At 67.4% G+C, this 24,621-nt stretch carries 25 protein-coding genes; 17 read left to right on the top strand and 8 right to left on the bottom strand.

Annotated elements, in window-relative coordinates; translation table 11 throughout:
* Positions 1-114: 114 nt before the first annotated feature.
* Positions 115-945, top strand: coding sequence for an IclR family transcriptional regulator (locus tag DYE23_RS07970; protein ID WP_011895393.1), 831 nt, complete (start codon positions 115-117; stop codon positions 943-945).
* Positions 942-1,865 carry a LipP1 family hormone-sensitive lipase gene (gene lipP1 / locus DYE23_RS07965; protein WP_115326949.1) on the top strand — a complete coding sequence of 308 codons (924 nt, stop codon included), beginning with the start codon at positions 942-944 and terminating at the stop codon, positions 1,863-1,865. The genes DYE23_RS07970 and lipP1 overlap by 4 nt, the downstream gene beginning before the upstream one ends.
* On the opposite strand, the gene DYE23_RS07960 is transcribed toward lipP1, so the two are convergent.
* The gene (locus DYE23_RS07960) at positions 1,830-3,059 is read right to left on the bottom strand and encodes an NADH:flavin oxidoreductase (RefSeq protein WP_115326948.1); all 1,230 of its coding nucleotides are present in this window, start codon (positions 3,057-3,059) and stop codon (positions 1,830-1,832) included. The two genes, lipP1 and DYE23_RS07960, sit on opposite strands and share 36 nt — an antisense overlap.
* A 100-nt stretch (positions 3,060-3,159) precedes the next feature.
* Here DYE23_RS07960 and DYE23_RS07955 point away from each other — a divergent pair, with 100 nt between their 5' ends.
* Positions 3,160-3,501: a hypothetical protein gene (locus DYE23_RS07955; RefSeq protein ID WP_115326947.1), complete on the top strand. Its 342-nt coding sequence runs from the start codon at positions 3,160-3,162 to the stop codon at positions 3,499-3,501.
* Positions 3,494-4,120: a Dabb family protein gene (locus DYE23_RS07950; protein WP_115326946.1), complete on the top strand. Its 627-nt coding sequence runs from the start codon at positions 3,494-3,496 to the stop codon at positions 4,118-4,120. The genes DYE23_RS07955 and DYE23_RS07950 overlap by 8 nt, the downstream gene beginning before the upstream one ends.
* 10 nt (positions 4,121-4,130) lie before the next feature.
* On the opposite strand, the gene DYE23_RS07945 is transcribed toward DYE23_RS07950, so the two are convergent.
* Both DYE23_RS07945 and DYE23_RS07940 read right to left on the bottom strand, forming a co-directional pair.
* On the bottom strand, positions 4,131-5,018 hold the full coding sequence (locus DYE23_RS07945; protein ID WP_115326945.1) for an SDR family NAD(P)-dependent oxidoreductase: 888 nt from the start codon (positions 5,016-5,018) through the stop codon (positions 4,131-4,133).
* Positions 5,015-6,934, bottom strand: coding sequence for a flavin-containing monooxygenase (locus DYE23_RS07940; RefSeq protein WP_115326944.1), 1,920 nt, complete (start codon positions 6,932-6,934; stop codon positions 5,015-5,017). Before DYE23_RS07940 ends, DYE23_RS07945 begins: the two co-directional genes overlap by 4 nt.
* A gap of 122 nt (positions 6,935-7,056) precedes the next feature.
* Here DYE23_RS07940 and DYE23_RS07935 point away from each other — a divergent pair, with 122 nt between their 5' ends.
* The 7 genes from DYE23_RS07935 (at position 7,057) to DYE23_RS07905 (ending at position 15,044) form a co-directional block, all read left to right on the top strand.
* Entirely contained in the window at positions 7,057-8,238 is a 1,182-nt protein-coding gene (locus DYE23_RS07935) for an acyl-CoA dehydrogenase family protein (RefSeq protein WP_115326943.1), read from the top strand.
* On the top strand, positions 8,231-9,820 hold the full coding sequence (locus tag DYE23_RS07930; RefSeq protein WP_013472419.1) for an acyl-CoA synthetase: 1,590 nt from the start codon (positions 8,231-8,233) through the stop codon (positions 9,818-9,820). Before DYE23_RS07935 ends, DYE23_RS07930 begins: the two co-directional genes overlap by 8 nt.
* Before the next feature lie 70 nt (positions 9,821-9,890).
* A complete protein-coding gene (locus tag DYE23_RS07925) occupies positions 9,891-10,382 on the top strand; it encodes a nuclear transport factor 2 family protein (RefSeq protein ID WP_011895402.1) in 492 nt (163 codons plus the stop codon).
* Positions 10,379-11,248: an SDR family NAD(P)-dependent oxidoreductase gene (locus DYE23_RS07920; RefSeq protein WP_115326942.1), complete on the top strand. Its 870-nt coding sequence runs from the start codon at positions 10,379-10,381 to the stop codon at positions 11,246-11,248. Before DYE23_RS07925 ends, DYE23_RS07920 begins: the two co-directional genes overlap by 4 nt.
* Positions 11,249-12,193 (top strand): alpha/beta hydrolase, encoded by a 945-nt coding sequence (locus tag DYE23_RS07915; RefSeq protein ID WP_011895404.1) that lies wholly within the window; start codon positions 11,249-11,251, stop codon positions 12,191-12,193.
* A gap of 194 nt (positions 12,194-12,387) precedes the next feature.
* The gene (locus DYE23_RS07910; protein ID WP_013472423.1) at positions 12,388-13,464 is read left to right on the top strand and encodes a hypothetical protein; all 1,077 of its coding nucleotides are present in this window, start codon (positions 12,388-12,390) and stop codon (positions 13,462-13,464) included.
* Positions 13,465-13,469: 5 nt separating this feature from the next.
* Positions 13,470-15,044 (top strand): FAD-binding protein, encoded by a 1,575-nt coding sequence (locus DYE23_RS07905; RefSeq protein ID WP_115326941.1) that lies wholly within the window; start codon positions 13,470-13,472, stop codon positions 15,042-15,044.
* A 9-nt stretch (positions 15,045-15,053) separates the two neighbouring features.
* On the opposite strand, the gene DYE23_RS07900 is transcribed toward DYE23_RS07905, so the two are convergent.
* Together DYE23_RS07900 and DYE23_RS07895 are read right to left on the bottom strand one after the other, a co-directional pair.
* Positions 15,054-15,323, bottom strand: a complete 270-nt coding sequence (locus DYE23_RS07900; RefSeq protein ID WP_011895407.1) for a hypothetical protein — start codon at positions 15,321-15,323, stop codon at positions 15,054-15,056.
* Positions 15,323-16,477: a 3-ketosteroid-9-alpha-monooxygenase, oxygenase component gene (locus DYE23_RS07895; protein WP_115326940.1), complete on the bottom strand. Its 1,155-nt coding sequence runs from the start codon at positions 16,475-16,477 to the stop codon at positions 15,323-15,325. Before DYE23_RS07895 ends, DYE23_RS07900 begins: the two co-directional genes overlap by 1 nt.
* A 101-nt stretch (positions 16,478-16,578) precedes the next feature.
* Between DYE23_RS07895 and DYE23_RS07890 the strand changes: the two genes are divergently transcribed.
* Positions 16,579-18,279, top strand: a complete 1,701-nt coding sequence (locus DYE23_RS07890; protein WP_011895409.1) for a 3-ketosteroid-delta-1-dehydrogenase — start codon at positions 16,579-16,581, stop codon at positions 18,277-18,279.
* Positions 18,280-18,291: 12 nt separating this feature from the next.
* On the opposite strand, the gene DYE23_RS07885 is transcribed toward DYE23_RS07890, so the two are convergent.
* The gene (locus tag DYE23_RS07885) at positions 18,292-18,975 is read right to left on the bottom strand and encodes a PadR family transcriptional regulator (protein ID WP_115326939.1); all 684 of its coding nucleotides are present in this window, start codon (positions 18,973-18,975) and stop codon (positions 18,292-18,294) included.
* Between the two features lie 122 nt (positions 18,976-19,097).
* On the opposite strand from DYE23_RS07885, the gene DYE23_RS07880 reads away from it, so the two are divergent.
* Together DYE23_RS07880 and DYE23_RS07875 are read left to right on the top strand one after the other, a co-directional pair.
* The gene (locus DYE23_RS07880) at positions 19,098-19,604 is read left to right on the top strand and encodes a flavin reductase family protein (RefSeq protein WP_115326938.1); all 507 of its coding nucleotides are present in this window, start codon (positions 19,098-19,100) and stop codon (positions 19,602-19,604) included.
* Complete coding sequence (locus DYE23_RS07875) at positions 19,601-20,170, top strand: PaaI family thioesterase (RefSeq protein WP_115326937.1); 570 nt, start codon at positions 19,601-19,603, stop codon at positions 20,168-20,170. Before DYE23_RS07880 ends, DYE23_RS07875 begins: the two co-directional genes overlap by 4 nt.
* Positions 20,171-20,173: 3 nt before the next feature.
* On the opposite strand, the gene DYE23_RS07870 is transcribed toward DYE23_RS07875, so the two are convergent.
* Both DYE23_RS07870 and DYE23_RS07865 read right to left on the bottom strand, forming a co-directional pair.
* Positions 20,174-21,469: a sensor domain-containing phosphodiesterase gene (locus DYE23_RS07870; protein WP_041800850.1), complete on the bottom strand. Its 1,296-nt coding sequence runs from the start codon at positions 21,467-21,469 to the stop codon at positions 20,174-20,176.
* 182 nt (positions 21,470-21,651) lie between these two features.
* Entirely contained in the window at positions 21,652-22,278 is a 627-nt protein-coding gene (locus tag DYE23_RS07865; protein WP_011895414.1) for a TetR/AcrR family transcriptional regulator, read from the bottom strand.
* 208 nt (positions 22,279-22,486) lie between these two features.
* Here DYE23_RS07865 and DYE23_RS07860 point away from each other — a divergent pair, with 208 nt between their 5' ends.
* The 3 genes from DYE23_RS07860 to DYE23_RS07850 are packed head-to-tail and all read left to right on the top strand — an operon-like array spanning position 22,487 to position 24,620.
* Positions 22,487-23,224, top strand: a complete 738-nt coding sequence (locus DYE23_RS07860) for a hypothetical protein (RefSeq protein ID WP_115328899.1) — start codon at positions 22,487-22,489, stop codon at positions 23,222-23,224.
* On the top strand, positions 23,221-24,021 hold the full coding sequence (locus DYE23_RS07855) for a hypothetical protein (protein ID WP_115326936.1): 801 nt from the start codon (positions 23,221-23,223) through the stop codon (positions 24,019-24,021). The genes DYE23_RS07860 and DYE23_RS07855 overlap by 4 nt, the downstream gene beginning before the upstream one ends.
* Positions 24,018-24,620: a cytochrome c oxidase subunit 3 gene (locus tag DYE23_RS07850; protein ID WP_115326935.1), complete on the top strand. Its 603-nt coding sequence runs from the start codon at positions 24,018-24,020 to the stop codon at positions 24,618-24,620. Before DYE23_RS07855 ends, DYE23_RS07850 begins: the two co-directional genes overlap by 4 nt.
* Position 24,621: the final 1 nt, after the last annotated feature.

Raw genomic sequence — 24,621 nt, 5'->3', positions numbered from 1 at the left:
GTGTCAGAGATGACGCTTCACCGGTTCGTGTGACAGCGCGCACAACCATATGGTACAAACAGGTATATGACTAGTAGTCATATACCTGCTAGTACGAGCAGCCACGGAGGCATCATGACGACACCTGTCGAAACCCCCAGCGCGGTCATCGATCGCGTGTCCCTCGTCCTCGACGCCTTCGACGGTCCCGGACGTCTCACGCTGGCCCAGATCGTCCGTCGCACCGGCCTCCCCCGCTCGTCCGCACACCGCATGCTGGAGCGCCTGGTGCAGCTGCGCTGGCTGCGTCGCACCGGACGGGACTACGAACTCGGCATGCGCCTCGTCGAGCTCGGTTCGCTTGCCGTGCACCAGGATCGGGTACACCGCGCAGCCACCCCGCTGCTGCACGATCTCCATCGCGCGACGGGGCTGGTCGTCCACCTCGCCGTGCTGGACGGCTCCGACGTCGTGTACCTGGACAAGATCGGCGACGGAATGGCCTCGGCCATCCCGACCCGGGTCGGCGGACGTCAGCCCGCGCACTGCACCGCGGTCGGCAAGGCCATGCTGGCCTTCAACGACGATGTCGACGTGGATCTGCAGTCACGCATGACCAAGTACTCCATCGGCACCGCGGCCCAGCTGGCCGCCGAGCTCGCGAAGGTCCGCGCGCACGGCGTGGCCTATGAGCGCGAGGAATCGCTGCCCGGCTTCGGATGTGTCGCCGCGGCCATCGGCAGGCCCGGGGAGGCTGTGGCCGCGGTCTCGGTGTGCGGACCGATGAACCGGATGGCCTTCGAGCGGTTGGCCGCCCCGGTGCGGGTCACCGCGATGGGCATCTGGCGCAACGCCGAGGACGGTCCCGCACGGGTCACCCCGACCCTGCAACCGCTGCGCCCGCTGCGCGGTGGCCCCGCGGCGCGACCCGTTGCCGTCCGCAACGACGCCCTGCAGTACGCGTGAGGCTCGACCCTCAGATCGCCGCCCTGATCGACGCGCTCGACGGCGGCTTCCCGGCGGTCCACACGATGACCGGCGCGCAGGCGCGGGCCACGATCCGCTCCCGGTTCACGCCCGCGGCGGAGCCCGAGCCGGTGCATTCGGTGCACGACATGGCGGTTCCGGTCGACGACGGGGAGGTGCCCGTCCGGGTGTACCGGCCCGCCGGCCCCGCGCCGTTGCCCGCCCTGGTGTTCGCTCACGGCGGCGGGTTCGTGTTCTGCGACCTCGACAGCCATGACGGGCTATGCCGCAACCTCAGCAATCGGCTTGGTGCGGTGGTGATCTCGGTCGGCTACCGGTTGGCGCCCGAGCATCGCTGGCCGACTGCCGCCGAGGACATGTACGCGGTCACCCGGTGGGTGTCCGGCGATGCGGACGCACTCGGCGTCGACCCGGCCCGGATCGCGGTGGGTGGCGACAGCGCCGGCGGCAATCTTGCGGCGGTGACGGCGCTGATGGCCCGTGACCGGGGCGGTCCGGCCCTGCGGGCACAGCTGTTGTTGTATCCGGTGATCGCGGCGGACTTCGACACCGAGTCCTACCGGCTGTTCGGACACGGCTTCTACAATCCGGAGCCGGCGCTGAGGTGGTACTGGGACCAGTACGTGCCCGCGTTGTCGGACCGGCAGCACCCTTACGCATCACCCCTGCACGGCGAGCTCACCGGTCTTCCGCCCGCCGTCATGGTGATGACGGGACACGATCCGTTGCGCGACGAGGCGGTGGCCTACGCGCAGGCGCTCACCGACGCGGGCGTGCCGGTCGTCCGGTGCGAATTCGACGGCGCCGTCCACGGTTTCATGACGATGCCGATGCTCGACATCGCCCATGAGGCGCGCGCGCGGTCATGCCAGGAGCTCACCGCGCTGTTGCACGGGTGAGACACCCCCGTAGCGCTGATCGGGGTCGAGCACACAGTGGGTCCGGCCGAAGACCGTGACCATGCACTTGTTGTTGTGGGTGCACCGGCTGCGGGTGCTCGGATCGGACTGAATCCTGTTCACCAGGTCCGGCTCCCGCAGCAGCGCGCGACCCATCGCGACGAAGTCGAAACCCTCCCGCAACCCGGTCTCGATGTGGCTGCGCTCGGTGATACCGCCCAGCAGAACGAGTTTGGTGTTGCGCATCACCGGAACGAACTGCCGCGCCGCGTCGAGCATGTACAGGTCCTGGTACGGATACACGCCCATCGTCTGCTTGCCGACCAGCCGCACCGCAGGCCTCATCGCAGGCGGCATCACGGTGGCGAACTCACGCACCGGGACATCGCCGCGGAACAGGTACATCGGTTTGTACACCGACGAACCCTGGGTCAGTTCGAGGGCGTCGAGCGTCGCGTCGGAATCGAGCAGTTGCGCGGTCCGCAGCGCCTCGTCGATCCAGATGCTGCCGGGCAGGCCGTCGTCCATGTCGAGCTTGGCGATCACCGCGATCCGTCCGCCGACGGTGTCGCGCACGCGCGCGGCGATCTCGCGGACGAACCTGGACCGGTTGTCGATGGACCCGCCGTAGTCGTCCTTGCGGCGGTTGATCAGCGGACTCAGGAAAGAACTCGGGAGGTAGAGATGCCCGAAATGCAGCTCGACGGCGTCAAATCCCGCGTCGACGGCGATCTGCGCAGCGGCGGCGAATTGCGCTGTCACGGAACGGATCTCGTCACGGGTGATCTGACGGCAGTAGGCGAACGAGGTCGGGTTGACGAATCGGCTCGGCGCCACCGCGGTCACACCGGTGAGCTTCTTCGGAGCGACCACGCCGGCATGGCCGAGCTGCGCCGAGATCGCCGCTCCCCCCTCGTGAACGGACTCGGTCAGGCGTCGCAGCCCCGGCAGTGCCGCCTCGTTCATCACGATCTGTCCCGGCGCACTCGCCCCCTGCGGCGATACGCAGCAGTACGCCACCGTGGTCATCCCGACGCCGCCGTCGGCGAACGCCCGGTGGAACGCGATCAGGTCGTCGGTGACCAGGCCGTGCGGTGACCGTCCCTCCGACGTGGCGGCCTTGATCACCCGGTTCCGCAGGGTCACCGGCCCCAGGGAGACGGGACTGAAGGGTTCGGGCGGGTTCGGGCTCACCGCACCAGGCTGTCCCCGTGCCGCTGCGCGGTCAATGGCGGTATCCCGATGGCCGGGAACGGATCGTGAGGCCGGATTCTCTGGTGCCTACCCTCACGGCATGGCCGAGGTCTTCGTCGTCGACCGGGTGATCACCCGGCCCGGCTGCGCCAGGAAGTTCGTCGACAGATACCTGGCCGAGTACGCGCCCGGGGCGCTCACCCGGGGGATGGTGCTGCGCGACATCCTCGTCAGTCCCCCGATCTGGTTCGAGGACCAGCCCAACATCGTCACCGCCACCTGGGTGCTGTCCGGCCCGCAGGCATGGTGGGAGATGACGTGGAAGGGCAGGCCGGACCCGACGCTGGGCCTGTGGTGGGACAGCGTCGGCGAGTTCATCAGCGAGCGGCAGCGCAGCGTGGCCGCCGTCGCGGCGCATGTCGACGGGCTGTGCGATGTATAGCGTCATCCGACTGCTCGACGTCGCCGAACCCGAGCGTGACCGCGTCTTGCGAGACGTCCGGGCCGCGGCAGCCCGCACCGGAGCGCACCGGACCGTGGTCGAGCCGACGCTGCCCGGGTCCCGCAACGGGGGCGACGTCCTCGTCCACCTGCGCTTCCAGGATGAGGACGAGTGGCGTTGCCACACAGCAGATTTCGAAGGTGCGCTGCAGGACAGCGCGATCACCAGGGTCAACGGCGCGGAGTACCCGGGTCGTCCGCAGCGCGGCCATCCCGGCCCGTCCGGTGTGTACCGGACGCTGCTGCTGCGCGTCCTGCCCGGCACCGAGCCGAGTGTCGTCGCCAGGTTCGAGGACGAGCTGCGCCTGATGCCGCGCTACGTACGCTCGATCACGGCCTGGCAGCTCAGCCGCGCGCAGGATCCGACCGGTGACGCCGGGTGGACGCATGTGTTCGAGCAGCAGTTCACCGACGAGGCTGGGCTGATGGGCCCGTACCTGATGCACCCCATCCACTGGGCCGTGGTGGATCGGTGGTTCGACCCGGAGACCACCGACGTGATCATCAGAGATCGGGTCTGCCACAGCTTCTGCGCGCTGCCCGCCCCGGTCCTGGACTGACTGCGCAGCCTCAGAGCCCGGCGGGCAGGATGTTCGGGTTGGCCGTGGCGGGCGGTTCCAGCGGCGGAAGAACCGTCGCCCCGTCCAGCGAATGCACCGGCAGCTTCTGCGACCACGGGTAATGCAGGCTGAATGCGACCAGGCCGGTGCGTTCGGCCGCCGGTCGATGGCACATCGCCAGCACGGTCTCCGCGAGGTACTCCACGGGTTCGGTCGGGAAGCTGTCCGGAATCAACGCTGCCGCACCGGGAGTACGCACCGCGCTGGACGGCCCGACGGCATTGACCGCGATGTCGGCATCGAGCAACTCGGCCGCGACACCCTGGGTGAAACGGTGCAGCGCGGCCTTCATCGATGCGTAGATCACGTCGCCCGAGGTCTTGTTGTACTCCCGGTACGGGCGCGCGGGCGCCAGTCCGGTCACCGATCCGATGTTGACGATCCAGCCCTGCCCCTGGGTCTTCATGTGCGGGACCGCCGCCTGTGTCAGGACGAACGGTGTGCGGACATAGTGCTCGACGGTCCGTTCGAACGTGTCCATCGACATGTCGGCCACCACCGAGTAATCGGCGAATCCGGCGTTGTTGACCAGGATGTCGAGCCGGCCGGTGCGTTCCACGACGCGATCCACCAGGGCGGCGCGGTCTTCGCTGTTCTCCAGGTCGGCCGCCAGCCCGAAGGCGGTGCCACCCGACTGCTCGATCAGCGCGATCGTCTCGTCGATGGTGCCCGGCAGCGCGGCGCTCACCCCGGCACGCACGGATTCCGAGGGCTGGTGGGCGCGGGCGGTGACCGCGACGGTGGCGCCTTCGGCGGCCAGCCGTTGCGCGATGGCCCTGCCGATCCCGCGGCTACTTCCGGTGACCAGAGCGGTTCTTCCGGTGAGCAATCCTGTCATCGCAGTGTGAAGTCTTCCTCGATCGGTGCGCGGTGCTGCTGCCAGAGGTCCACCAGCCGGAACGGGGTGGACACCACGACGCGACCCGAACTCGACCGGTAGTAGGTGTGGGCGTTGGGCGTGTGGCACCACACGGTGCGGCTCATGGCCTCGTCGATGCCGGCCACGTAGTTCTCGTAGGCCTCCCGGGTGACCTCCATGGTCGTTGCACCGCGCAGCGCCATCAGTTGCAGGCACTCGATGATGTAGTGCGCCAGCACCTCCATCGAGAAGTTCGCTCCCGCACCGTGTCCCGGGCTGTAGTTCGGTGCGGAGGTGATGAAGAGGTTCGGGAAGCCCGGCACGGTCCCGCCGCGGTAGGCGCGCGGACTGTCACCCCACTCCTCGGAGAGCTTCCGGCCGTCGCGACCGCGGATGTCGACGGTGGACAGGAAGTCGAGATGGTAGCCGGTGGCATAGATGATGACGTCGAGGTCGATCTGTCGGCCGTCGGCGGTGACGATGCCGCGGGCATTGATCTCTGCGGGTTCGCTCGCCTCGACGTCGACGTGGTCACGGGTCAACGCGGCGTAGTAGCCGCCCGGGTCCCGAATGATCCGCTTGCCGTACGGCGCGAAGTCCGGTGTCACCTTCTTCGCGAGTTCGCTTCCGGCACCGAAGGTCCGGTCGATGTATTCCCGGCACAGCTGCAGCAGCACGTCGTTGGCCGGGGAGATCGACAGGTGCTCGGCCGCCCACTGCGGATCCTGCAGGATGACCGGGTAGTTGTTGTCCGCGGTCGCCCAGTAGGACTTCAGCCGGTGCCAGTTCGCGTAGTACGGCAGATGCTTCCCCAGGTAGCGCCGGTGTTCGGGAACGTCGTCGGAGGGCCGCTTGCGCGGTGCGACCCAGTGAGGTTGGCGCTGGAAGACCGTCAGATGCTCGACCTCGTCGACACAGGCGTCGACGATCTGCACGGCGGTGCATCCGGCTCCGATGACCGCGACCTTCTTGCCGGTCAGATCCAGCGACGAATCCCATTGGGCCGAATGCACACTCACGCCGGCGAAGGTGTCACGGCCTTTGACGTCGGGCCACCGTGGGCGGTTCAGGTATCCCGCCGCGGTCACGACGACGCCGGCGTGGCTGACCGACCGCGTGCCGTCGGCACCCACGGTGTGGATCTGCCACTGGCCCCGCTCCTCGTCCCACCACAGCGCCTCGACCTCGGTGCCGAACCGGATGTGCTCACGCAGTTGGTGCTTGTCGGCCAGCGCGACGAGATAGTCCTGGTACTCCGCCCCTTGGGGGTAGTAGTTCGTCCAGTTCGGGTTCACCTCGCGCGAGAGCGAGTAGTACGCCGACGGGGTGTCGACACCGATCCCCGGGTAGGTGGTGGTCAGCCACGTTCCGCCGACCTCGTGGTTGCGGTCGAAGATCTCGAACGACACGCCCTCCTCCGCGGCGGCGAGGGCGACCGCGATGCCGGCGATGCCGGCCCCGATGATCGCCATCGTGGTGGTGTCGGGAATGGCCACGGTGCGCGGCAGCGTCGGCGCCGACGGCCGGAAACCGCCCTGCTCCAGCAGCAGGTCGACCTGCTCGTCGTCGACCTCGGATCCCAGACCCGTACTCAGCAGCAGCGCAAAGAATTCGCGGTCGGTGACCTTCTCGGCGGCATCTGTCGCCGGCGCGTCCAATGCCGCGATGATCACATCGGCCAGTGCGGACCGGGTCTGCTCATCGGTGACGCCGATGCGTTCCGGTGGGTCCGCCACATGTTCGATGAGCGGGCCGAATCTGTCGACGACGCCGGCGTCGCCGGTCAGTTGCGCGAGCACACAGACCAGCACACCCGCGTCGGCCTGCATGAGGTTGGCGCGTAGCTCCGCGGGGTCGTAGCGGGATGCTGAGGCCGTTTCGGGGGCAGCGGTCATGGCAGCGAGTATCGCCGCAGATCCGGTGGTCGCAGCAGTACCTTGTCTGCTCAGTGGGAGACGGGCCGCTGACCGGGACGGCTCACTGTCCGGAGCGGGCACGCTGGCTAGCCTGTGACCCCATGAGACGGGTGCATTACACCGACGACCATCTCGCCTTCGGCGAACTCGCCCGGGACTTCGCCGCGAAAGCCGTTGCGCCGCACTACGAGGCGTGGGAGGACGCCGGGATCATCCCCCGCGACGTGTTCACCGAGGCCGGAGCGCTCGGACTGCTCGGGTTCGCCGCACCCGAGCAGTACGGCGGCGTCGGAACCGCCGACTTCCGGTACAACCAGATCCTCGTCGAGCGGTTCATGGACGCCGGCTGCGGCGGGGTCGGACTCAGCTTCGCCGTCCACAACGACATCTGCCTGCCCTATCTGGCCGATCTGACCACACCCGAACAGAAGAAGCGGTGGCTGCCGGGCTTCGTCAGCGGCCGGTTGATCGCCGCGATCGGGATGACCGAGCCCGGTGCCGGGTCGGACCTCAGCGGAATCCGGACCTCGGCCGTCGACAAGGGCGACCACTTCCTGGTCAACGGCGCCAAGACGTTCATCACCAACGGGCAGAACGCCGATCTCGTCATCACCGCGGTGCGCACCTCACCGGACCGGCACCGGGGCCTCACCCTGCTGGTGATGGAGCGCGGGCTCGACGGATTCGAGCGGGGGCGCAACCTCGACAAGCTCGGCCTGCACTGTCAGGACACCTCGGAGTTGACCTTCACCGACGTCAAGGTGCCCAAGGAGAACGTCCTCGGGGAGGTCGGTGACGGCTTCGCGCACATGATGCGCAACCTGGCCCAGGAGCGCATGCAGATCGCGGTGGGCTCCCTGGGCCGGATCCGGGCGGCGCTGGACTGGACGGTGACCTACGTCCGGGAACGCACGGCGTTCGGCAAGCCGATCGGCGCGCTGCAGAACACGCGATTCAGCCTGGCCGACGTCGCCACCCAGCTCGCCGTGACGCAGGCGTTCATCGACAACTGTGTGATCGAGCTCAACGAGGGCCGCCTCACCGCCGCCGACGCCGCGATGGCGAAACTCTGGGCGAGCGAAACCGAGTTCCGGTGCCTCGACGCCTGCCAGCAGCTGTTCGGTGGCTACGGGTACATGCGGGAGTATCCGATCGCCAGAGTAGCCATCGATGCGCGGATCACCCGCGTGTACGGCGGCACGTCGGAGATCATGCGCGAGATCATCGGCCGCGACCTGCGCCTCGACAGATCACCTTCGGCAAAGGAGGCCACCCGTGCCTGAGGACCTTCTGGCGGCTCAGATCAGACGGGTGCGCAGTCAGACCGTCGGCGACATCCCCCGCAGGTCGGCACGCCGCCACCCGCACAAGCTCGCCATCGTGGACGGGACCACCCGGCTGACCTTCGCCGAACTCGACGCCCACGTCGACCACGTCGCATCGGCGTTGCGCGACAGCGGTTTCGGCAAGGGCGACCGCATCGCACTGCTTTCGCACAACTGTTGGCAGTACGCGGTGCTGACCTTCGCCACCGCGCGTGCCGGGGTGGTCATGGTGCCCGTCAACTTCATGCTGGGCCCTGACGAGATCGCCTTCATCCTCGGGCACAGCAAGGTCACCGGCTTCGTCGTCGAAACCGCTCTGGTGCCGGTCGCCGACGAGGCGATGGCTGCGGCCGGCGAGGACTGCGCGGTAGCCACCCGCATCGCGATCACCTCCGGCGATCCGGTTCCCGCGGGCTGGCAGGATTACGCGGACTGGTCGCAGTCGGCCGCCACCCCGGCACCCCCGGTGGAGATCGCCGATGACGACGTCCTGCGGCTGATGTACACCAGCGGAACCGAATCGCGACCCAAAGGCGTGATGCACACCAGCCGCAGCCTGATGTGGCAGTACATCAGCAGCATCGTCGCCGGATCGATGTCGGGCGAGGATGTCGAGATACATTCGATGCCGCTCTACCACTGCGCACAGCTGGACAATTTCCTGATCACCGACGTGTACCTCGGTGCGACCAGCATCATCCTGCCCGGCCCGGACCCCGAGGCCATCCTGCGCACGATCGAAGCCGAGCAGGTGACGAATTTCTTCGCACCACCCACGGTGTGGATCGCGCTGCTGCGCTGCCCGGCGTTCGACCGGTACGACCTGACGAGCCTGCGCAAGGGCTATTACGGCGCGTCGGCGATGCCACGCGAGATCCTGCACGAGCTTCGTGACCGGCTCCCGAACGTCTCCCTGTGGAACTTCTACGGCCAGACCGAGATCGCGCCGCTCGCTTCCTCGTTGGGACCCGACGAGCAGGACCGGCACGGCGGCGCGGCCGGACGCCCCGCGGTCAACGTGGAGACCGCGATCCTCGACGACTCCGACAATCCGGTGCCACCGGGCACCGTCGGCGAGATCGCCCACCGCAGCCCACATCTGATGGTCGGCTACCTCGACGATCCGCAACGCACCGCCGAGGCCTTCCGCGGGGACTGGTTCCACTCCGGGGATCTCGGCTACTACGACGAGTTCGGGCTGCTGCACGTGGTGGACCGCAAGAAGGACATGATCAAGTCCGGGGGCGAGAACGTCGCCAGCCGCGAGGTCGAGGAAGTCCTCTATCAGCACGACGATGTGCAGGAGGCCGCCGTCTTCGGACTGCCCCACCCCGTGTGGGTCGAGGCCGTCGTCGCGGCGGTGGTCCCGAGGGAAGGACGGGTGCTCGATCCCGACGCGGTCATCGCGCACTGCCGGTCCCGGCTCGCGGGGTTCAAGACACCCAAGCAGATCTTCACCGTCGCCGAGCTTCCCAAGAACCCCAGCGGGAAGCTCCTCAAACGTGAACTCCGCGAACGGTTCGCCTCAGCGATGAATTGAGCCGGCGGCGGTGTTCCACTGACCGGGCAACGCCACTGTAACGGCCGCCACACTGCAGTTCACTGACGGTATGAGCAACGAGATCACGCTGCCCGAGGTTCAGGAGTTCATCGCCGGGTTCTGGTACCACTACGACCAGGGCCACTTCGAGGAACTCGCCTCGCGCATCGGCGACGAGATGGAGTACGTGAGCCGGTCGGATTCGGGCAACTGCCCCTTCGAGGAACTGCTGGCGGCCGAGTTGCACGGCGGCGAGCAGACTCTGGCGTGGCTCACCCAGCACCGCAACGAGAATCCCTACCCGCTGCGCCATCACGCCACCAACATCTTCCGCACCGGCGTCTCCGGCGAGGTCACCACCGCCCGCTTCTACCTGTACGTCAACCAGGTCACCAACAATGTGCCGTTCGACGTGTCCAGCGGGGTCGTCGACGTCGGTATCCGCCGCGGCGAGGGCGGTCTGGTGTTCACCTCGATGAGCGTGGTTCTCGACGCCGAGGATTCGATCCCGTTCGCGGAGTACCGCACCAAGAACTCGGCCGCCGTCGTCTCTGGCTCGTGAGCGCCCGCGGCACGTTCGCCGGTGGCGTCGCCGTCATCACCGGCGCCGGCGCGGGGATCGGAGCGGGGCTGGCGCGCTACGCGAGCAGCCTCGGAATGACGGTGGTGCTGGTCGATATCGACGCCGGCGCCGTCGCGGGTTTGCGCGCCGAACTCGAGGCCGCCGGCGGTGTCGCGGTGGACGCGATGTGCGATGTCCGTGACCCCGTCGCGGTGCAGGAGCTCGCCGACCGTGTCTACCGTGACGTGGGTCCGGTCCGCCTATTGGTGAACAACGCCGGGGTCGAACAGTTCGGCTATCTCTGGGACACCCCGGTCGCCAACTGGAATCGGATCATGGACATCAACGTCGACGGGGTGTTCCACGGTGTCCGCGCCTTCCTGCCGAAGATGATCGACGCGGGCACGCCCGCGTGGGTGTGGAACATGTCGTCGATCGGAGGGGTGGCGGTCGTCCCGCTGCAGGCCCCCTACATCGTCACCAAACACGCGGTGCTGGCTCTGACCGAGTGTCTGCACCTGGAAGTCCGCCACGCCGGGCACGACCACATCCATGTGCAGGCGGTGCTGCCGGGAGCGGTGGTGTCCAACATCTTCGAGTCCGCCCGCGGTGTCGACGACTCCGACTCCGAGGCCGTCACGGCCGCAGAGTCCCAGCGTGCGGCGATGCTCGACATCAAGGCTGCCGCAATGGATCCGGTCGCCGCCGCCGAGGTGGTGTTCGACCAGGCGGCCGCGGGCGAGTTCTACCTGCTGACCCAGCCCGAGTATGTGTCCTCGGCGATGACCGAACGGGCCCGCGTCCTGAGCACCCGCCAGGCTCCGCAACTGCGCACCGAGCGCCGCTTCGACCCGGCCAAACACTGAATGCCCGGCCCCACACTCGATCCCGACGCCGCAGCGCGCGTCGCATCGTTCGGCCCCATCCCGCCGATGCACGAGCGCGGACTGGATGCGGTGCGGGCCGGCGTCGAGAACACCCCTGTGCCCGACGACATGCCGGCGATGGCCTCCATCGAGGAGCGCTGCGCCCCCGGCCCCGATGGTCCGATCCCACTGCGCATCTACCGGCCCACCGACGCCACCGACGCGTCGGTGGTGGTCTACTTCCACGGCGGCGGAATGGTCATGGGCTCCAACAGATCCTTCGAACCGCTCGCCAGAGCACTGGCCGCAGGCAGCACCGCGACGGTGGTCTCGGTGGACTACCGGCTGGCACCGGAACATCCCGCCCCCGCACAGTTCGTCGACTGCTCCGCGGTGACCACGTGGGTTGCCGAGAACGCCACATCGCTCGGTGTCGACCCGGCACGGTTGGCCGTCGCGGGTGACAGCGCAGGCGGATCCCTCGCTGCCGCCGTGACCCTGGCGGCCAGAGACTGTGGCGGACCGGTGATCTGCGCTCAGGTGCTGATGTATCCCGGTCTGGATCGCGATATGGCGGCGCCGTCGATGGTTGCGATGCCCGACGCTCCGCTGCTGTCCCGCGCGGACATCGACTACATGCACGAGCTGGCCGACGACGGGGTGGGCGCACCGCATGACGCGTACCGCATCCCTGCCTACGCCGAGGACCTTTCGGGCCTGCCGCCGGCGATCGTCGTCACCGGCGAATGCGATCCGATCCGCGACTGGGGCGAACGGTACGCACAGAGGCTGCGCGACGCCCGCGTCCAGACGACCCTGACCCGGTATCCCGGGATGTACCACGGTTTCCTGATGCGGCCCGACGGCACCGCCCGCGGCCGACTCGCCATGGCCGAGATCGGCGCACTGCTGCGGGCGAAATTCGCTGAACCCCTGCCGTTCTGACCGTATCCCCTCCCCGCCACCACCCGCGAGCAGACGCGAACTCGCAGGACACGCCGGCGACGCGCCCGGGTATGCGTCTGCTCGCGGGCCACGAAAGTCTGTCCCGATCAACGGTCATCGCGCGGTCGCAGGGTCGCCGCGGCTGGGACCATCGCCGCAACGACATGACACGTGCCGACAAGAGGAGAACCATGATGCTCACCGAGGAGCGACGCAGGGAGCTGTCCGATGTCCTGCGTCCCGCCGCACCCCCCGTCGAGGTCGACGGGGTGTACACCGAGGACCAGAAGCGCCGGCTCCTCGACGTGGTGCACGACCGGGGGCCGTGGAAGCTGATCATCGCCCAGCACTTCGCCTCGGCAGACGAGCTGATGGCCACGATGAGCGGTGCGTTCCCCGAGGGTTTCGAGCCGTCGCTGGATTTGTTCCTGACCCCGACCTTTCGCGGCTACCTCGCCAACTACGGCGCTGTGCTCTACCCCGAACTGCACGACGTCTTCTACAACGAGAAGTTCCTCAGCCATGCCAAGAGCTACTGGGGAGCCCAGTACGCCAAACCCGAGCTGATGCTGTTCAACATCAACGGCCCGTGCGCGAACCGTGATCCGGGACATCTGGATTCGCCGAGCTTCCGCGGTGTGCGGCATGAGAACGCCCCGACCTGGTTGTGCAGCGTGATGGGCAAGTCCGGATTGTTCTCCGACTATTTGATCAAGATGGCCCAGGTCATCACGTGGTTCTCCCTCGACGAGGGTAGCGGCTTCACCTACTGGCCCGAGGGTCCGCTCGCCGCCCCCAAACGTCTTCTGCCGCCGATCAACAACCGCGGCGTCGTGGTGCAGAACGAGATGATGGTGCACCGCGGCGAGGCCAACGGTCCGCTGGAGCAGCAGATGCCCGCCGGACTGGCCTTCGACACCGTGTTCGCCGGCGACCCCGCAGACCGCGACCGGTGGGTGCTCAAGAACGGCGACGACGTCATCGCGCGCCACCACACCGACGACCTCCGGTTCCTGGTGCACTGGTCGGCCGAGGTGTTCAGCGACTTCGACGAGCTCAAGAAGAACATGGACGGCTCTGACGATCTCACCATCGACAAGGCCATCGACATGCTCGTCGACAACCTCCGCAAACAGGGCATCAATCTCGACATCCCGAGCGCCCCGTTGCACGATCCGGCGTTCATCGGGGCCCTCAACGCCGCCTACGACATCGGCGCTCCCACCACGTATCCCGCCGAGGCACCGCTGAGCGCGTTCCAGCTCGCCTGAGCACCATGGCCGACGAGTACGACGTCATCGTCGTCGGGTTCGGCGCCGCCGGTGCGGCCGCCGCGATCGAGGCGGCCGACCGCGGCGCACGGGTCCTCGCGCTGGACCGCGGCTACGGTGGCGGCGCGACCGCGTTGTCTGGCGGGATCATCTACGCCGGCGCAGGCACCGCCGAACAACACGCGGGCGGCCACACCGATTCCGTCGACAACCTTCGGGCCTACCTCACACAGGAGGTCGGCGACGCGGTCGGCGAGGACACGCTGACACGCTTCTGTGCCGAAAGTCCCGGCCTCATCGAATGGTTGAAGGCGCAAGGCGTCGAGTTCCGCGGTGGACCCGTGTCGTCGTACAAGACGTCCTACCCCACCGACGACTTCTACCTCTACTACTCGGGCAACGAGAAGGCCTACCCCTACGCTCAGCATGCTGCCCCGGCACCGCGCGGACACCGCGTGCTCGCCCCCGGTATGAGTTCGGGCCGAGTGCTCTACGAGCGCCTACGGGACTCGGCGAAAGCCAAGGGAGTCACTGTGATTCCACTGGCCCGCGTCCACGGTCTGATCACCGACGCCGGCCGCGTCGTCGGGGTGCGATACCGCGTGCTGGATCAGGGCCACCCCAACGCACACCGTCACCGCGTGCTGACCAGAGCCACCGCGAAACTGGGCACGTGGATGCCGGGCCTGGTCAATGGTGTGGTGGCCCGGGCCGAACGGCTATGGGCCGAGGCAGCGGTGCAGACCGAAGCACGCGCGCCGTCGGTGATCCTGGCCGCGGGCGGCTTCATCTTCAACCGCGAGTGGGTTCAGGCGCACGCGCCGGAGTTCACGAAGATCTCCCCGCTGGGCACCGCCGGCGACGATGGCAACGGGATCACGCTGGGGCTCGACGCCGGCGGGTTCACCGACAAGATGGGCAACGTCGCCGCCTGGCGGTTCCTCGCCCCGCCCAGCGCATTTCTCGAAGGCCTCACCGTCGGCGCCGACGGCCTCCGGATCACCAACGAGGACCTTTACGGCGCCACACACAGCACTGTGATGATGCGCGAGTTCGGCGGCACCGGATGGGCGATCTACGACGCGCGCACATGGGCGAAGATCCGCGGTCAGGTCCGGACCCAGACGCAGCTGTTCCAGCGTCTGCAGTTGATCTACCTGTTCACCACCGGACACCGCAAGAGCTCCACCCTGGAGGGTCTGGCCCGCAAGAACGGCATCGACCCGGCCGGACTGCGGCGCACCGTCGATGCCTACAACTCCGGAATCGTCTCCGGTACCGGTGATCCGGCACACAAGGACCCCGGTCTGTGTGCGCCGATGACGACGGGACCGTTCTACTCGATCGACATCTCCGCGGCGTCGTCGATGTTCTATCCGGTCCCCGGGCTGACGCTCGGCGGGCTGGTCGTCGACGAGAAGACCGGCGAGGTGATGCACCGCGCCGGTGGCACCGTGGCTGGGCTGTACGCGGTGGGACGCACCGCGGTCGGCATCTGCTCGAACAGCTACGTCAGCGGACTGTCGTTGTCGGACTGCGTCTTCAGCGGCCGCCGCGCCGGAGCACACGCGGCCGGGTAGTAGCGGCGCTCAGGCGTCGTCGACCGTGTGCAGGGTACCGCGCACCACCGCGTCGGCGACCGAGTCCCCCAGCGCCGAGCACGTCAGGAACAGACCGCCCTCCCCCGCCAACTGCCGGGCATCATGACGCTCCTCGCATCGCGCCGTCGCCGTCGCGTCCCACTGCACGCTGGTCTGATGCCAACTGCTCTTACGGACCAGTACGGTTGCCGCGCAACGGTTGCACTGAACCGGGGCCATGGGACCGTCGGCGAGCCGGTTGTCGGGACGAACCGTCATCAGGTGGTTCCGGACGCCAGCTTCGGTACCCGGCCGGCGGCGATGTTGTCCTCGACCTCTTTCATCCAGGATTCGCGCGGCCGTGTCGTGTCGATCTCGAACTCGAAGCGATCGACCATGTCCGGGGTCACGTCCTCGACGTCGACGTAGAACTGTTCGTACCAGCGTCGCAACTGATACACCGGACCATCCTCCTCGACCAGCAGCGGGTTGTCGATGCGCGCCTTGTTCCGCCAGATCTGCACGTCCTGTTCGAAGCCCATCTTCACGAAGTCACCGAGAGCGACCGCGGTCTGCACGGCCAGGTCCTCAGGAAGGTCGGCGGACTTCTGCACCACGATGCCGTACTGCAGCACAAAGGAATTCGCGTCGATCGGATAGTGGCAGTTGATCAACACGGTCTTCGTGTCGCCGTGCTCGTAGTGATAGGTCAGGTCGTCGATCATGAAGGACGGGCCGTGGTAGGACGCCAGTGACGTCGTGCCCAGCAGTTTGACCCCGCCCTCGGCCTGGCCGAGGTCGGGACGGCCGCCGCTGCTCATGAACTGCGTCGCGGTGTGACCTTCGAAGATGTTCTTGAACTGGGTGGGCAGCGACCCGTGGATGTAGAAGAAGTGCGCCATGTCGACGACGTTGTCGATGATCTCGCGGCAGTTGGTGTGGACCACGGTGGTGTACCAGTGCCAGTCGGTCCACTCGTCGCTGGTGGCGCCTTCGATCCGCGGGATGGTGACGTCGTCCGGCGGCGGTTTGCGCTGCGGGTCGTTCCAGACGAACAGCATGCCGTCCTGCTCCAGCGTCGGCCACGTCTGGGTGCGGGCCAGGCGAGGGACGCGCTTGGCGTACGGAACCTGTTTGCACCGGCCGTCGCCACCCCAGCGCCAGTCGTGGAACGGGCACGCGATCTCGTTGCCCTTGACCGTGCCCTGCGACAGGTCTCCGCCCATGTGCCGGCAGTAGCTGTCCAGCACGTTGATCGAGCCGTCCTCGGCATGGAAGACCACGAGCTTCTGCCCGAACGCGTTGACCTGGTGGGGTGTTCCGTCACCGAAGTCGCGGATCAGGCCCAGGCAGTGCCATCCACGGGCGAAGCGGGTCGGTGCGGCGTCGGCCTCGATCAGACGCACCTCGTCGGCGGGGGGCTGCACAGTCATACCCACGATTAGAGCGCCCCCCGGCCTCGATGGACGGTCGCTGTTCCACTCATCAGGAGGCCGTTTACCGCCTGCGTGCGGCGGCCCCTAACGTCACCTCGGTGACCGCTGCTTCTGCGACGATTCCCGCCGGACTTCCCGTCTCGGACACCACTGTCGATCTGCTGGTCGTCGGGTCGGGGACCGGTATGTCGGCCGCGCTCGCCGCGCACGAGGCCGGGCTCTCGGTGCTCATCGTGGAGAAGTCCGAGTACGTCGGCGGGTCGACCGCGCGCTCGGGCGGCGCGCTGTGGTTGCCCGCCAGCCCGGTGCTCGGCGCGGCCGGAGCCGGTGACAGCGTCGAGCGTGCCCGGACCTACCTCGATGCGGTGGTCGACGGCGCGGCACCCTCGGAGCGTTCGGCGGGATTCCTCGCACATCTGACCGGCACCCTCGACATGCTGCGGCGCACCACCCCGATGAAGCTGTTCTGGGCGCGCGAGTACTCCGACTACCACCCCGAGCAGCCCGGCGGCAGCGCCGCGGGCCGCACCTGCGAATGCCGACCCCTCGACACCGCGGTGCTCGGCGAGTACCTGCCCCGGTTGCGGCCGGGCGTGATGGAAGTGACCATCCCGATGCCGACCACCGGCGCGGACTACCGTTGGCTCAACCTGATGACCCGCGTGCCCCGCAAGGGTCTGCCCACCATCGCCAAACGGCTCGGCCAGGGCGTCGGTGGACTGCTGCTGGGCCGGCGCTACGCCGCGGGCGGCCAGGCACTGGCCGCCGGCCTGTTCGCCGGTGTGTTGCGCGCCGGAATCCCGGTGTGGACCGACACCGCGCTGGTCGAACTGACCGGCGACGACGCCCGGGTCACCGGGGCTGTGGTGTCGCACCGCGGCACCGAGATCACGGTCACCGCCCGTCGCGGCGTGGTGCTGGCCGCCGGCGGATTCGACCACAACATGGACATGCGCTGGAAGTTCCAGTCGGAATCGCTGCAGCCCGGCGTCAGCCTGGGCGCCGACACCAACACCGGCGACGCCATCCGCATCGCCCAGGACCGCGGTGCGGCAATCGGATTGATGGATCAGTCCTGGTGGTTCCCCGCGGTGGCGCCGCTGCCCGGCAAGGCGCCGGCGGTCATGCTCGCCGAGCGTTCCCTGCCCGGCTCCCTGATCGTCGACCAGAACGGGCGCCGCTTCGCCAACGAGTCCAGCGACTACATGTCCTTCGGTCAACGGGTCCTCGAGCTGGAGCGCACCGGTACGCCTGTCGAGTCGATGTGGATCGTGTTCGACCAGAAATACCGCAACAGCTACGTGTTCGCCGCCGAACTCTTCCCGAGGATGGCGATTCCGCAGTCCTGGTACGACGCCGGGATCGCGCACCGCGCAGACGATTTCAGCGAGCTCGCCGGCCTGATGGGCGTACCGCCCGAGACCTTCGGCGACACGATGCGACGCTTCAACGAATCCGCAGGCGCGGGAATCGATTCCGACTTCCACCGCGGTGAGAGCGCCTATGACCGCTACTACGGCGACCCGACCGTCACGCCCAGCCCGAACCTGCGGCCCCTGGCCAAGGGTCCGTTCTACGCGGTGAAGATGGTGCTCAGCGACTTGGGGACGTGCGGCGGGCTGCGTGCCGACGAACGGGCACGGGTGCTGCGCGAGGACGGCGCCGCCATCGAGGGCCTGTATGCGATCGGCAACTGTGCCGCCAACGCTTTCGGGGCGACCTACCCGGGCGCGGGCGCGACCATCGCGCAGGGGCTGGTGTACGGCTACGTCGCCGCACTGGACGCCGCGCGGGGCTGAGGCCGGCGGGCGCTAGGAGTCCGCTTCGGACTGCGCGCGCTGCTCGACCTCGTACCAATACGCGGGCTCCGGCCACGCCACCGCGGCCTGATCCCCGCGGGCGGCCCGAGGGAACTCGGCCTCGGCCTCGTCGAGATCCTTGATCATCTGCAGCGCGAGTTCGCGCTCGTTGGCGTAGTAACGTTCCGCCCACCGCAACGCCACCCGCGCGTACGCCCACGAAGGATCGGCACCAGCCAGCCGCGCGTCCTTGGCTGCCTCACGTTCCATTTCGTCGGCGTAGGCGATGTGTTCGTTCAGAAGCTCTTTGAGCCGCGCCGGGGTCGACAGATGCCCGAACGTCATCCGCAACAACGGACCGTGTTTGAGCGAGGGCGGATCGAAGGGTTCGTCGTTCGCCCAGCGGATGACCTCGTCGAGTCCGGCCGGGGCGATCTTGTACAGCCGGCGACTGCGGGCACCCCCGGTGCTCTCGACCCGGGATGTCACCAGGCCCAGGCTTTCCAGTTTCTTGAGCTCGCTGTAGATCTGGCTGTAGGCCGGGCTCCCGTAATAGAAGCGCATGGTCCAGCCGATCCACTTCCGGATGTCGTATCCGGAGAGTTCCTGCTCATAGGACAGCAGCCCGAGCAGCGCATAGCTGGTCGCAGCCAGCCCTGGCTTGCGTCCGGATCCGCTGTCGGCGCTGTCGGTCACTGCCCAAGGTTAACAACCTGAATGTCTGCGCACTGATCAGCGACCGGTGGCCGGGATGAGGTCTTGTGCGTCCCGGCCCGCGGACCGACGCTCGTGGGAACGCCCGACCACCAGGGAGACCCATGACCACGCACCCGGAACTGCTCGTGCCCGATCCTGCGACCATGCGCCACGTGCTCGGCCACTTCTGCACCGGGATCGCCGTGATCACCGGCCACGACGGCGTCCGGCCCCTCGGCTTCGCGTGCCAGTCGGTCACCTCGGTGTCACTGGAACCGCCGTACATCTCGTTCTGCCCGGCGTCGACGTCGGCGACGTGGCCCCTGATCCGCAGCACCGGCAGGCTCGCGGTCAACGTTCTGGCCCGCGAGCAGCGCGAGCTGTGCGCACAGTTCGCCACCAGCGGGGGCGACAAGTTCCGCGGTGTCTCGTGGTCGCCGGGCCACAACGGCTCCCCCGTCCTCGACGGCACGGTCGCCACCATCGAGGCCGAGCTCGAGTATGAGCACGGCGCGGGCGATCACACGATCGTGGTGGCGCACGTGACCGGGCTGCGGGCGGCGCGGGATACCGAGCCGCTGCTGTACTTTCGGGGCGCTTACGGCGGACTCGACGCGTCCGCACCGTGAGCGACGATCCTGCGATCGAGCTGGCCGGATCGGTACGCCGACTGATCGACGCCACCATCCGGACCCTCGCCGACGACGCGACGATCAGGGCCGTGCAGAGCCAGATCGATTCCCTCACAGCGCAGTTGACGGTCGAGACGATCCCCGGTGCGGTCGGCGTACACCACATTGCCGGCATCTCCCGGGTTGCCGGCAACGTGATCATCGGCGAACGCAATGCGATCGCACCTCCGCTGACCATGCACCACCGTGACGACGGCGGCGTAGCGACCGATTTCGCACTCGGCGTCGCGTACGAGGGTCCGCCGGGGCACGTCCACGGCGGCGTCTGCGCGATGATCCTCGACCACGTACTCGGCGCCGCGGTGCACCAACCCGGCCGGCCCGCGGTCACCGGCACGCTGACGTTGCGCTACCGGCGTCCCACACCGTTGGACGTTGCGCTTCGTGCCGAGGCCAGGATCCGGGAAACCCAGGGCAGCAAGACCTTCGTCGAGGGATTCATCACCCACGGAGGCGAGGTCACCGTCGAGGCCGACGGGATCTTCCTGTTCCCCAGACGTTGAGGCCTACGCACGCGAGAAGAGTGATTCCTCGAACACGTCCACAGGTTGCGGGCGGCCGAGGAAATACCCCTGCCCATAACGGATCCCGATGTCGCGCAGCAACTGCATCTGCACCTCGGTCTCGATGCCCTCGGCGACGGTATATGCGTCGATCTCACGGGCGAAGTGGGTCAGCGCCGTCGCCAGCGCCCGTCGACTCGGGTCGGTGTCGATGCCGACGGTCAGCTCCCGGTCGAGTTTGATGATGTCGGGCCGCAGGCGCAGGATGGTCGTCAGCCCCGCAAATCCACTACCGGCGTCATCGATGGCGAGGCGAATCCCACTCTGACGCAACGGCTCCACACTCTCGCCGAGAAGTTCCGGAGCGGGTTCGCGTTCGGTGAGTTCGACGACCACGCCCCGCGGATACGACAGCAACTCCTGCTGAATGATCGGATCGGCGAGTGCGAGCGGACTGAGATTCACCGAGACCAGATACTTGTCGGGTATCGAAAGCGCCCCCTTCAACAGTGCCCGAAGAGCCTTGAGCTCGACATCGATACCCCGACGGACATTGTGCGCCAGCGCAATCCATTTGTCGGGACTGCGTGTGGGCTCGCACCTGAATCGGCTCAACCCCTCGAAGCCGATCACCTCGCCGGTGATGAGATCGAAGATCGGCTGGAAGACCGGAACGATCTCGCCCGCCATCACCACGTCGTCGATGACCCGCCGGAGTTCATCACGCTCGGAGAGTTCGGGAAGGAGCACCGACGCCAGCAGATCCGCTGCCGCCCGCGAGTCGACCCGGATCGAGCCCGCGCCCAACAGATCCTTGAGCAGGGCGGCCAGTTGCGTACTCGCGCTGATCAATACACCGAGGAACTCGGCGACCGCCGAGACCGGAGCGACGTCGCTCGCGCCGAACGCGTACGGCTCGTGCGCCACGACGGACAGCGTCCCGATCGCCGAGCCCTCGCTGATCAGCGGAATGGACAAACAGCTGCGGACGCCGAGCTGCTGACTGAGCTCGCGCACCTGCGGGGTAATACGCGCATCGGTCGCGGTGTCGTCGACGATCTCAGGTCGTCCCGACCCGAGCGGATAGACCTGGAAGGTGTCGTCGATCGGCACCACACGTCCCTTCAGGGTCCCCGTCGCGCCGTAGGTCGCCAGGACCTCCAGGAAGTCGCCGGGCGTCTTCAACGCCACCGACGCCCCCGACGCGGTCGGCATACGGACACACACCTGCTCGACGATCCGCTGCAGCAGCGACTGTGGATCGATCGAGGCGATCAGCTCACCGACGAGGTCACGCACGATGTTTCCACCGCTGAGCCCGGGCACCGTAGGACGAAGGCCGCGCATGGCCCGGAGTCATATGGCCCCCCGCAGTTCCCGTGTCGGTCGGTCGCCCGATGTCGACAACCTATCTCGGACCGGCCCGACATTTCCCGCAATTGTGGCAGGGCTGCCCTTATGCCGGAAGCCGGGGCGACGCTTCAGCGCGGTGATGCCGGCCGAAGGCTGCGCAGCGTACTGGTGACGAACTTGGTCAGCGCGAGGTCACGCTCGGACCTGGACTCTCCGACGGTGGTGAGCAACGCGTAGAGGCCGAGCAGGAAGAAGGCCGCGCTGTGGTAGGCGTCGACGTCATCGTAGAGTTCGCCGCGAATGCGGGAGCGTTCGATCTCGGCGGCCAGCAGTACGAAGATCGGATGGTTGATCCACTGCTCACGCTCGGGACGGGCAGGCGAGAAGTACAGGCGGATCACGTCATGGAACAGTGCTCCGCCCCAACGGCTTTCGAGGTCCAAGACCAACTCGACGATGGTCGTCAGCACCGTCGGCAGGTCGTGCCGGGTTTCCAGGAACCGGTCGAGCTCTTCGGCGAGGTGCCGCTCGTCACGGCGGATCAGCTCGAGCAGCACATGTTCTTTGGTCGGGAAGTGGAAGTAGAAGGTGCTGCGCGCCACCCCGGCCGCCTTGACGATGGCGTTGATGTCGGCGCCGCCGGTGCCGGAGCGCTGGAACTCGACGATGGCGGCGTCCAGCAGGCGGGCGCGGGTGTTCTGACGCTGCACTTCCCGCTGCGTGGCACTGTTCGGCACTCGCCCATTCTGCCGCATCGTGGCGTCTGACTGACGCTTGTCGGCCTAATCATCGGGATCTGGACCTCTAGCGAGCCTTATGCAGGAGGTTCGAGCCGATCGACGTATCAACGTGCTACCGAACTCGTTGTCATCTGTCAGCGAACATGCTAGACCTGAGACGGCGCCGGCACGGCACGCACGCCGGATGGACACCGAACGGACGCAGACAGGCAGGAACAGTGAGATGACGACGACCACCGCCGCGCCGTCAGCAGCGATGAACACCAGGGGTCAGCGCATTCTGCTGTGGACCGTGCCGCCGGCGGCTGCCCTGTTCGTCCTCGCCTATTTCCTGTTTCCGGTCTTCTCCGCGCCGCTGTCACCCACGATGACGCCCGAGCAGGTGGCGGCGTTCTTCGCCGACAACGTCACCGGCATCCTCGGCGTCGCAATCCTGTGCAACCTGATCGCATGCTCGCTGGTGCCGCTGTTCGCGGTGACCGCTGTCCAGATCTCGCGGATCGGCACGTCGAGCAACGTCTTCACCTACGCGTACATGCTGTGCGTCGGTGTCGGACTGACCGCGTTCATCCTCGCCGACTACTGCTGGGCAATGGCGGCGTTCCGTACCGACAGAGACCCTCAGTTGATCAGCCTGCTCAACGACATGGCGTGGTTCTTCTTCATCGCGCCGGTGGGCACGATCGTCGTGGCCAACCTGTGCCTGGCAGTCAGCATCTACCTCGACGCTCGCCCCGAACCGGTCTTCGCGCGCTGGGTGGCGCATTTCAACGTCGCCACCGCGGTCCTTCTGGTTCCGAGCGCGTTCTCCCTGCTGTACAAGTCCGGACCGCTGGCCTGGGACGGTGCGGTGTCCTTCGATCTGCGCATGATCGTTCTGGCGGTCTATGTCGCGGTCATGTTCGTCGTCCTGGTCGGGGTGGTCAACCGTCAGGGCGCGGAGCCGGACGAGACGGTATGAGCACCGACACCGCGCCCGCGCATGCCGGCGGGCGGGCCCGCCGACGGCGCCGACCTGCCAAGCTGGACCAGTGGATCGCGTTCTGGTCGGTCCCGGTGTTCTTCAGCCTGTTCGGATTGGTCTTCATCCCGCTGAGTTGGATGATGCCCCCGCGATCACCGAGCAGTCCGAAGGACGAGATCGTCGCGTTCATGCAGTCGCCCAACCTCCTGATCGCCTGCGTCATCCTGATTTTGGCGTTCGGGCTGGCCCCTGTGTCCAACGCGTGCTACCTCAACCAGATCAGGCGTATGTCGGTCAGCCCGGCACTGCGCTACGCGCTGATGGCAGGCGCGACGACCGGCACCATCGTCGGCATGCTGTTCCCGATGTTCTGCTTCGGGCTCGGCGCGTTCCGGCCCGGCTACGACCCGGCCATCCTGGCGATGCTCTACGACTTCGGCTATCTCGCGTTCATCGGATCGCTCGGATGCTTCTGCATCATGTGGATGGCGTTCGGCCTGGCGATCATCCTCGACAAGAACACCATCCTGCCGAAATGGCTCGGCTACTACACCGTTTGGCAGTACGTCACCGAACTGATGGCCGCGCCGGTGTGGATCGCGAAGACGGGGCCGTTCGCCTGGAACGGCCTGCTGACATTCTGGTTCGCGATGGCGCTCTACGTGTCCTGGCAGATGATCGTCTACGTGTGCATCTTCCGGGCCATCAAGAACCAACCGGACGACGAACTCGACAACGCCGCGCTGATCGCCGCACCGACCGGACCGCCGGTCAGGTCAGGGGCGGACTCGTGACGGGGCTCGGGGTGGCCGAGACGCACGAGACGCCCCGAAAAGCCAAGGGCCGCGGCCACCTTCCGGGTGAGCCCAGCATGTGGTTCTTCGTCATCGGCGACCTCATCATCTTCGGCGTGTACTTCGTGGTGTACATGTACTACCGCGGCCAGGACCACCAGCTGTTCCTGGAGAGCCAGGCGCGATTGAACACCGACATCGGCGCGGTCAATACCGTTGTGCTGCTGACCAGTTCGCTGTTCGTCGCGCTGGGAACGTCGGCGTTGCGCACCGGCAAGGTCGCCGATGCCCACCGGCTGTTCCTCATGGCGTTGGTCGCCGGCTCCGTCTTCCCGGTGCTCAAAGCCTTCGAATACGTCCCGGAGGTCGCCTCCGGTCTGACGCCGGGAACCAACCTGTTCTTCATGTTCTACTACGTGATGACGGGCATGCACCTGTGCCACGTCCTTCTCGGGCTGGCGATCCTGTACTTCGTCGTCCGCGATCTGCGCGGTCCCGCCGAGCCGCGACTCTCGCTGGCGGCGACGGGTGCGACCTACTGGCACATGGTCGACCTGCTGTGGATCATCCTGTTCGCCCTGCTCTATCTGATGAGGTGAC

Origin of the sequence: Mycolicibacterium gilvum, from assembly GCF_900454025.1 — a bacterium.
Classification (GTDB): domain Bacteria; phylum Actinomycetota; class Actinomycetes; order Mycobacteriales; family Mycobacteriaceae; genus Mycobacterium; species Mycobacterium gilvum.
The sequence above is the reverse complement of the archived record's forward strand: the minus strand, read 5'-3'. Positions and strand labels throughout refer to the sequence as shown.

Coding starts and splice junctions, on each gene's coding strand:
- DYE23_RS07970 (WP_011895393.1), top strand. CDS start 115: ATGACGACACCTGTCGAAACCCCCAGCGCGGTCATCGATCGCGTGTCC.
- DYE23_RS07955 (WP_115326947.1), top strand. CDS start 3,160: ATGGCCGAGGTCTTCGTCGTCGACCGGGTGATCACCCGGCCCGGCTGC.
- DYE23_RS07950 (WP_115326946.1), top strand. CDS start 3,494: ATGTATAGCGTCATCCGACTGCTCGACGTCGCCGAACCCGAGCGTGAC.
- DYE23_RS07945 (WP_115326945.1), bottom strand. CDS start 5,018: ATGACAGGATTGCTCACCGGAAGAACCGCTCTGGTCACCGGAAGTAGC.
- DYE23_RS07940 (WP_115326944.1), bottom strand. CDS start 6,934: ATGACCGCTGCCCCCGAAACGGCCTCAGCATCCCGCTACGACCCCGCG.
- DYE23_RS07935 (WP_115326943.1), top strand. CDS start 7,057: ATGAGACGGGTGCATTACACCGACGACCATCTCGCCTTCGGCGAACTC.
- DYE23_RS07925 (WP_011895402.1), top strand. CDS start 9,891: ATGAGCAACGAGATCACGCTGCCCGAGGTTCAGGAGTTCATCGCCGGG.
- DYE23_RS07915 (WP_011895404.1), top strand. CDS start 11,249: ATGCCCGGCCCCACACTCGATCCCGACGCCGCAGCGCGCGTCGCATCG.
- DYE23_RS07910 (WP_013472423.1), top strand. CDS start 12,388: ATGCTCACCGAGGAGCGACGCAGGGAGCTGTCCGATGTCCTGCGTCCC.
- DYE23_RS07905 (WP_115326941.1), top strand. CDS start 13,470: ATGGCCGACGAGTACGACGTCATCGTCGTCGGGTTCGGCGCCGCCGGT.
- DYE23_RS07900 (WP_011895407.1), bottom strand. CDS start 15,323: ATGACGGTTCGTCCCGACAACCGGCTCGCCGACGGTCCCATGGCCCCG.
- DYE23_RS07895 (WP_115326940.1), bottom strand. CDS start 16,477: ATGACTGTGCAGCCCCCCGCCGACGAGGTGCGTCTGATCGAGGCCGAC.
- DYE23_RS07880 (WP_115326938.1), top strand. CDS start 19,098: ATGACCACGCACCCGGAACTGCTCGTGCCCGATCCTGCGACCATGCGC.
- DYE23_RS07865 (WP_011895414.1), bottom strand. CDS start 22,278: ATGCGGCAGAATGGGCGAGTGCCGAACAGTGCCACGCAGCGGGAAGTG.
- DYE23_RS07860 (WP_115328899.1), top strand. CDS start 22,487: ATGACGACGACCACCGCCGCGCCGTCAGCAGCGATGAACACCAGGGGT.
- DYE23_RS07855 (WP_115326936.1), top strand. CDS start 23,221: ATGAGCACCGACACCGCGCCCGCGCATGCCGGCGGGCGGGCCCGCCGA.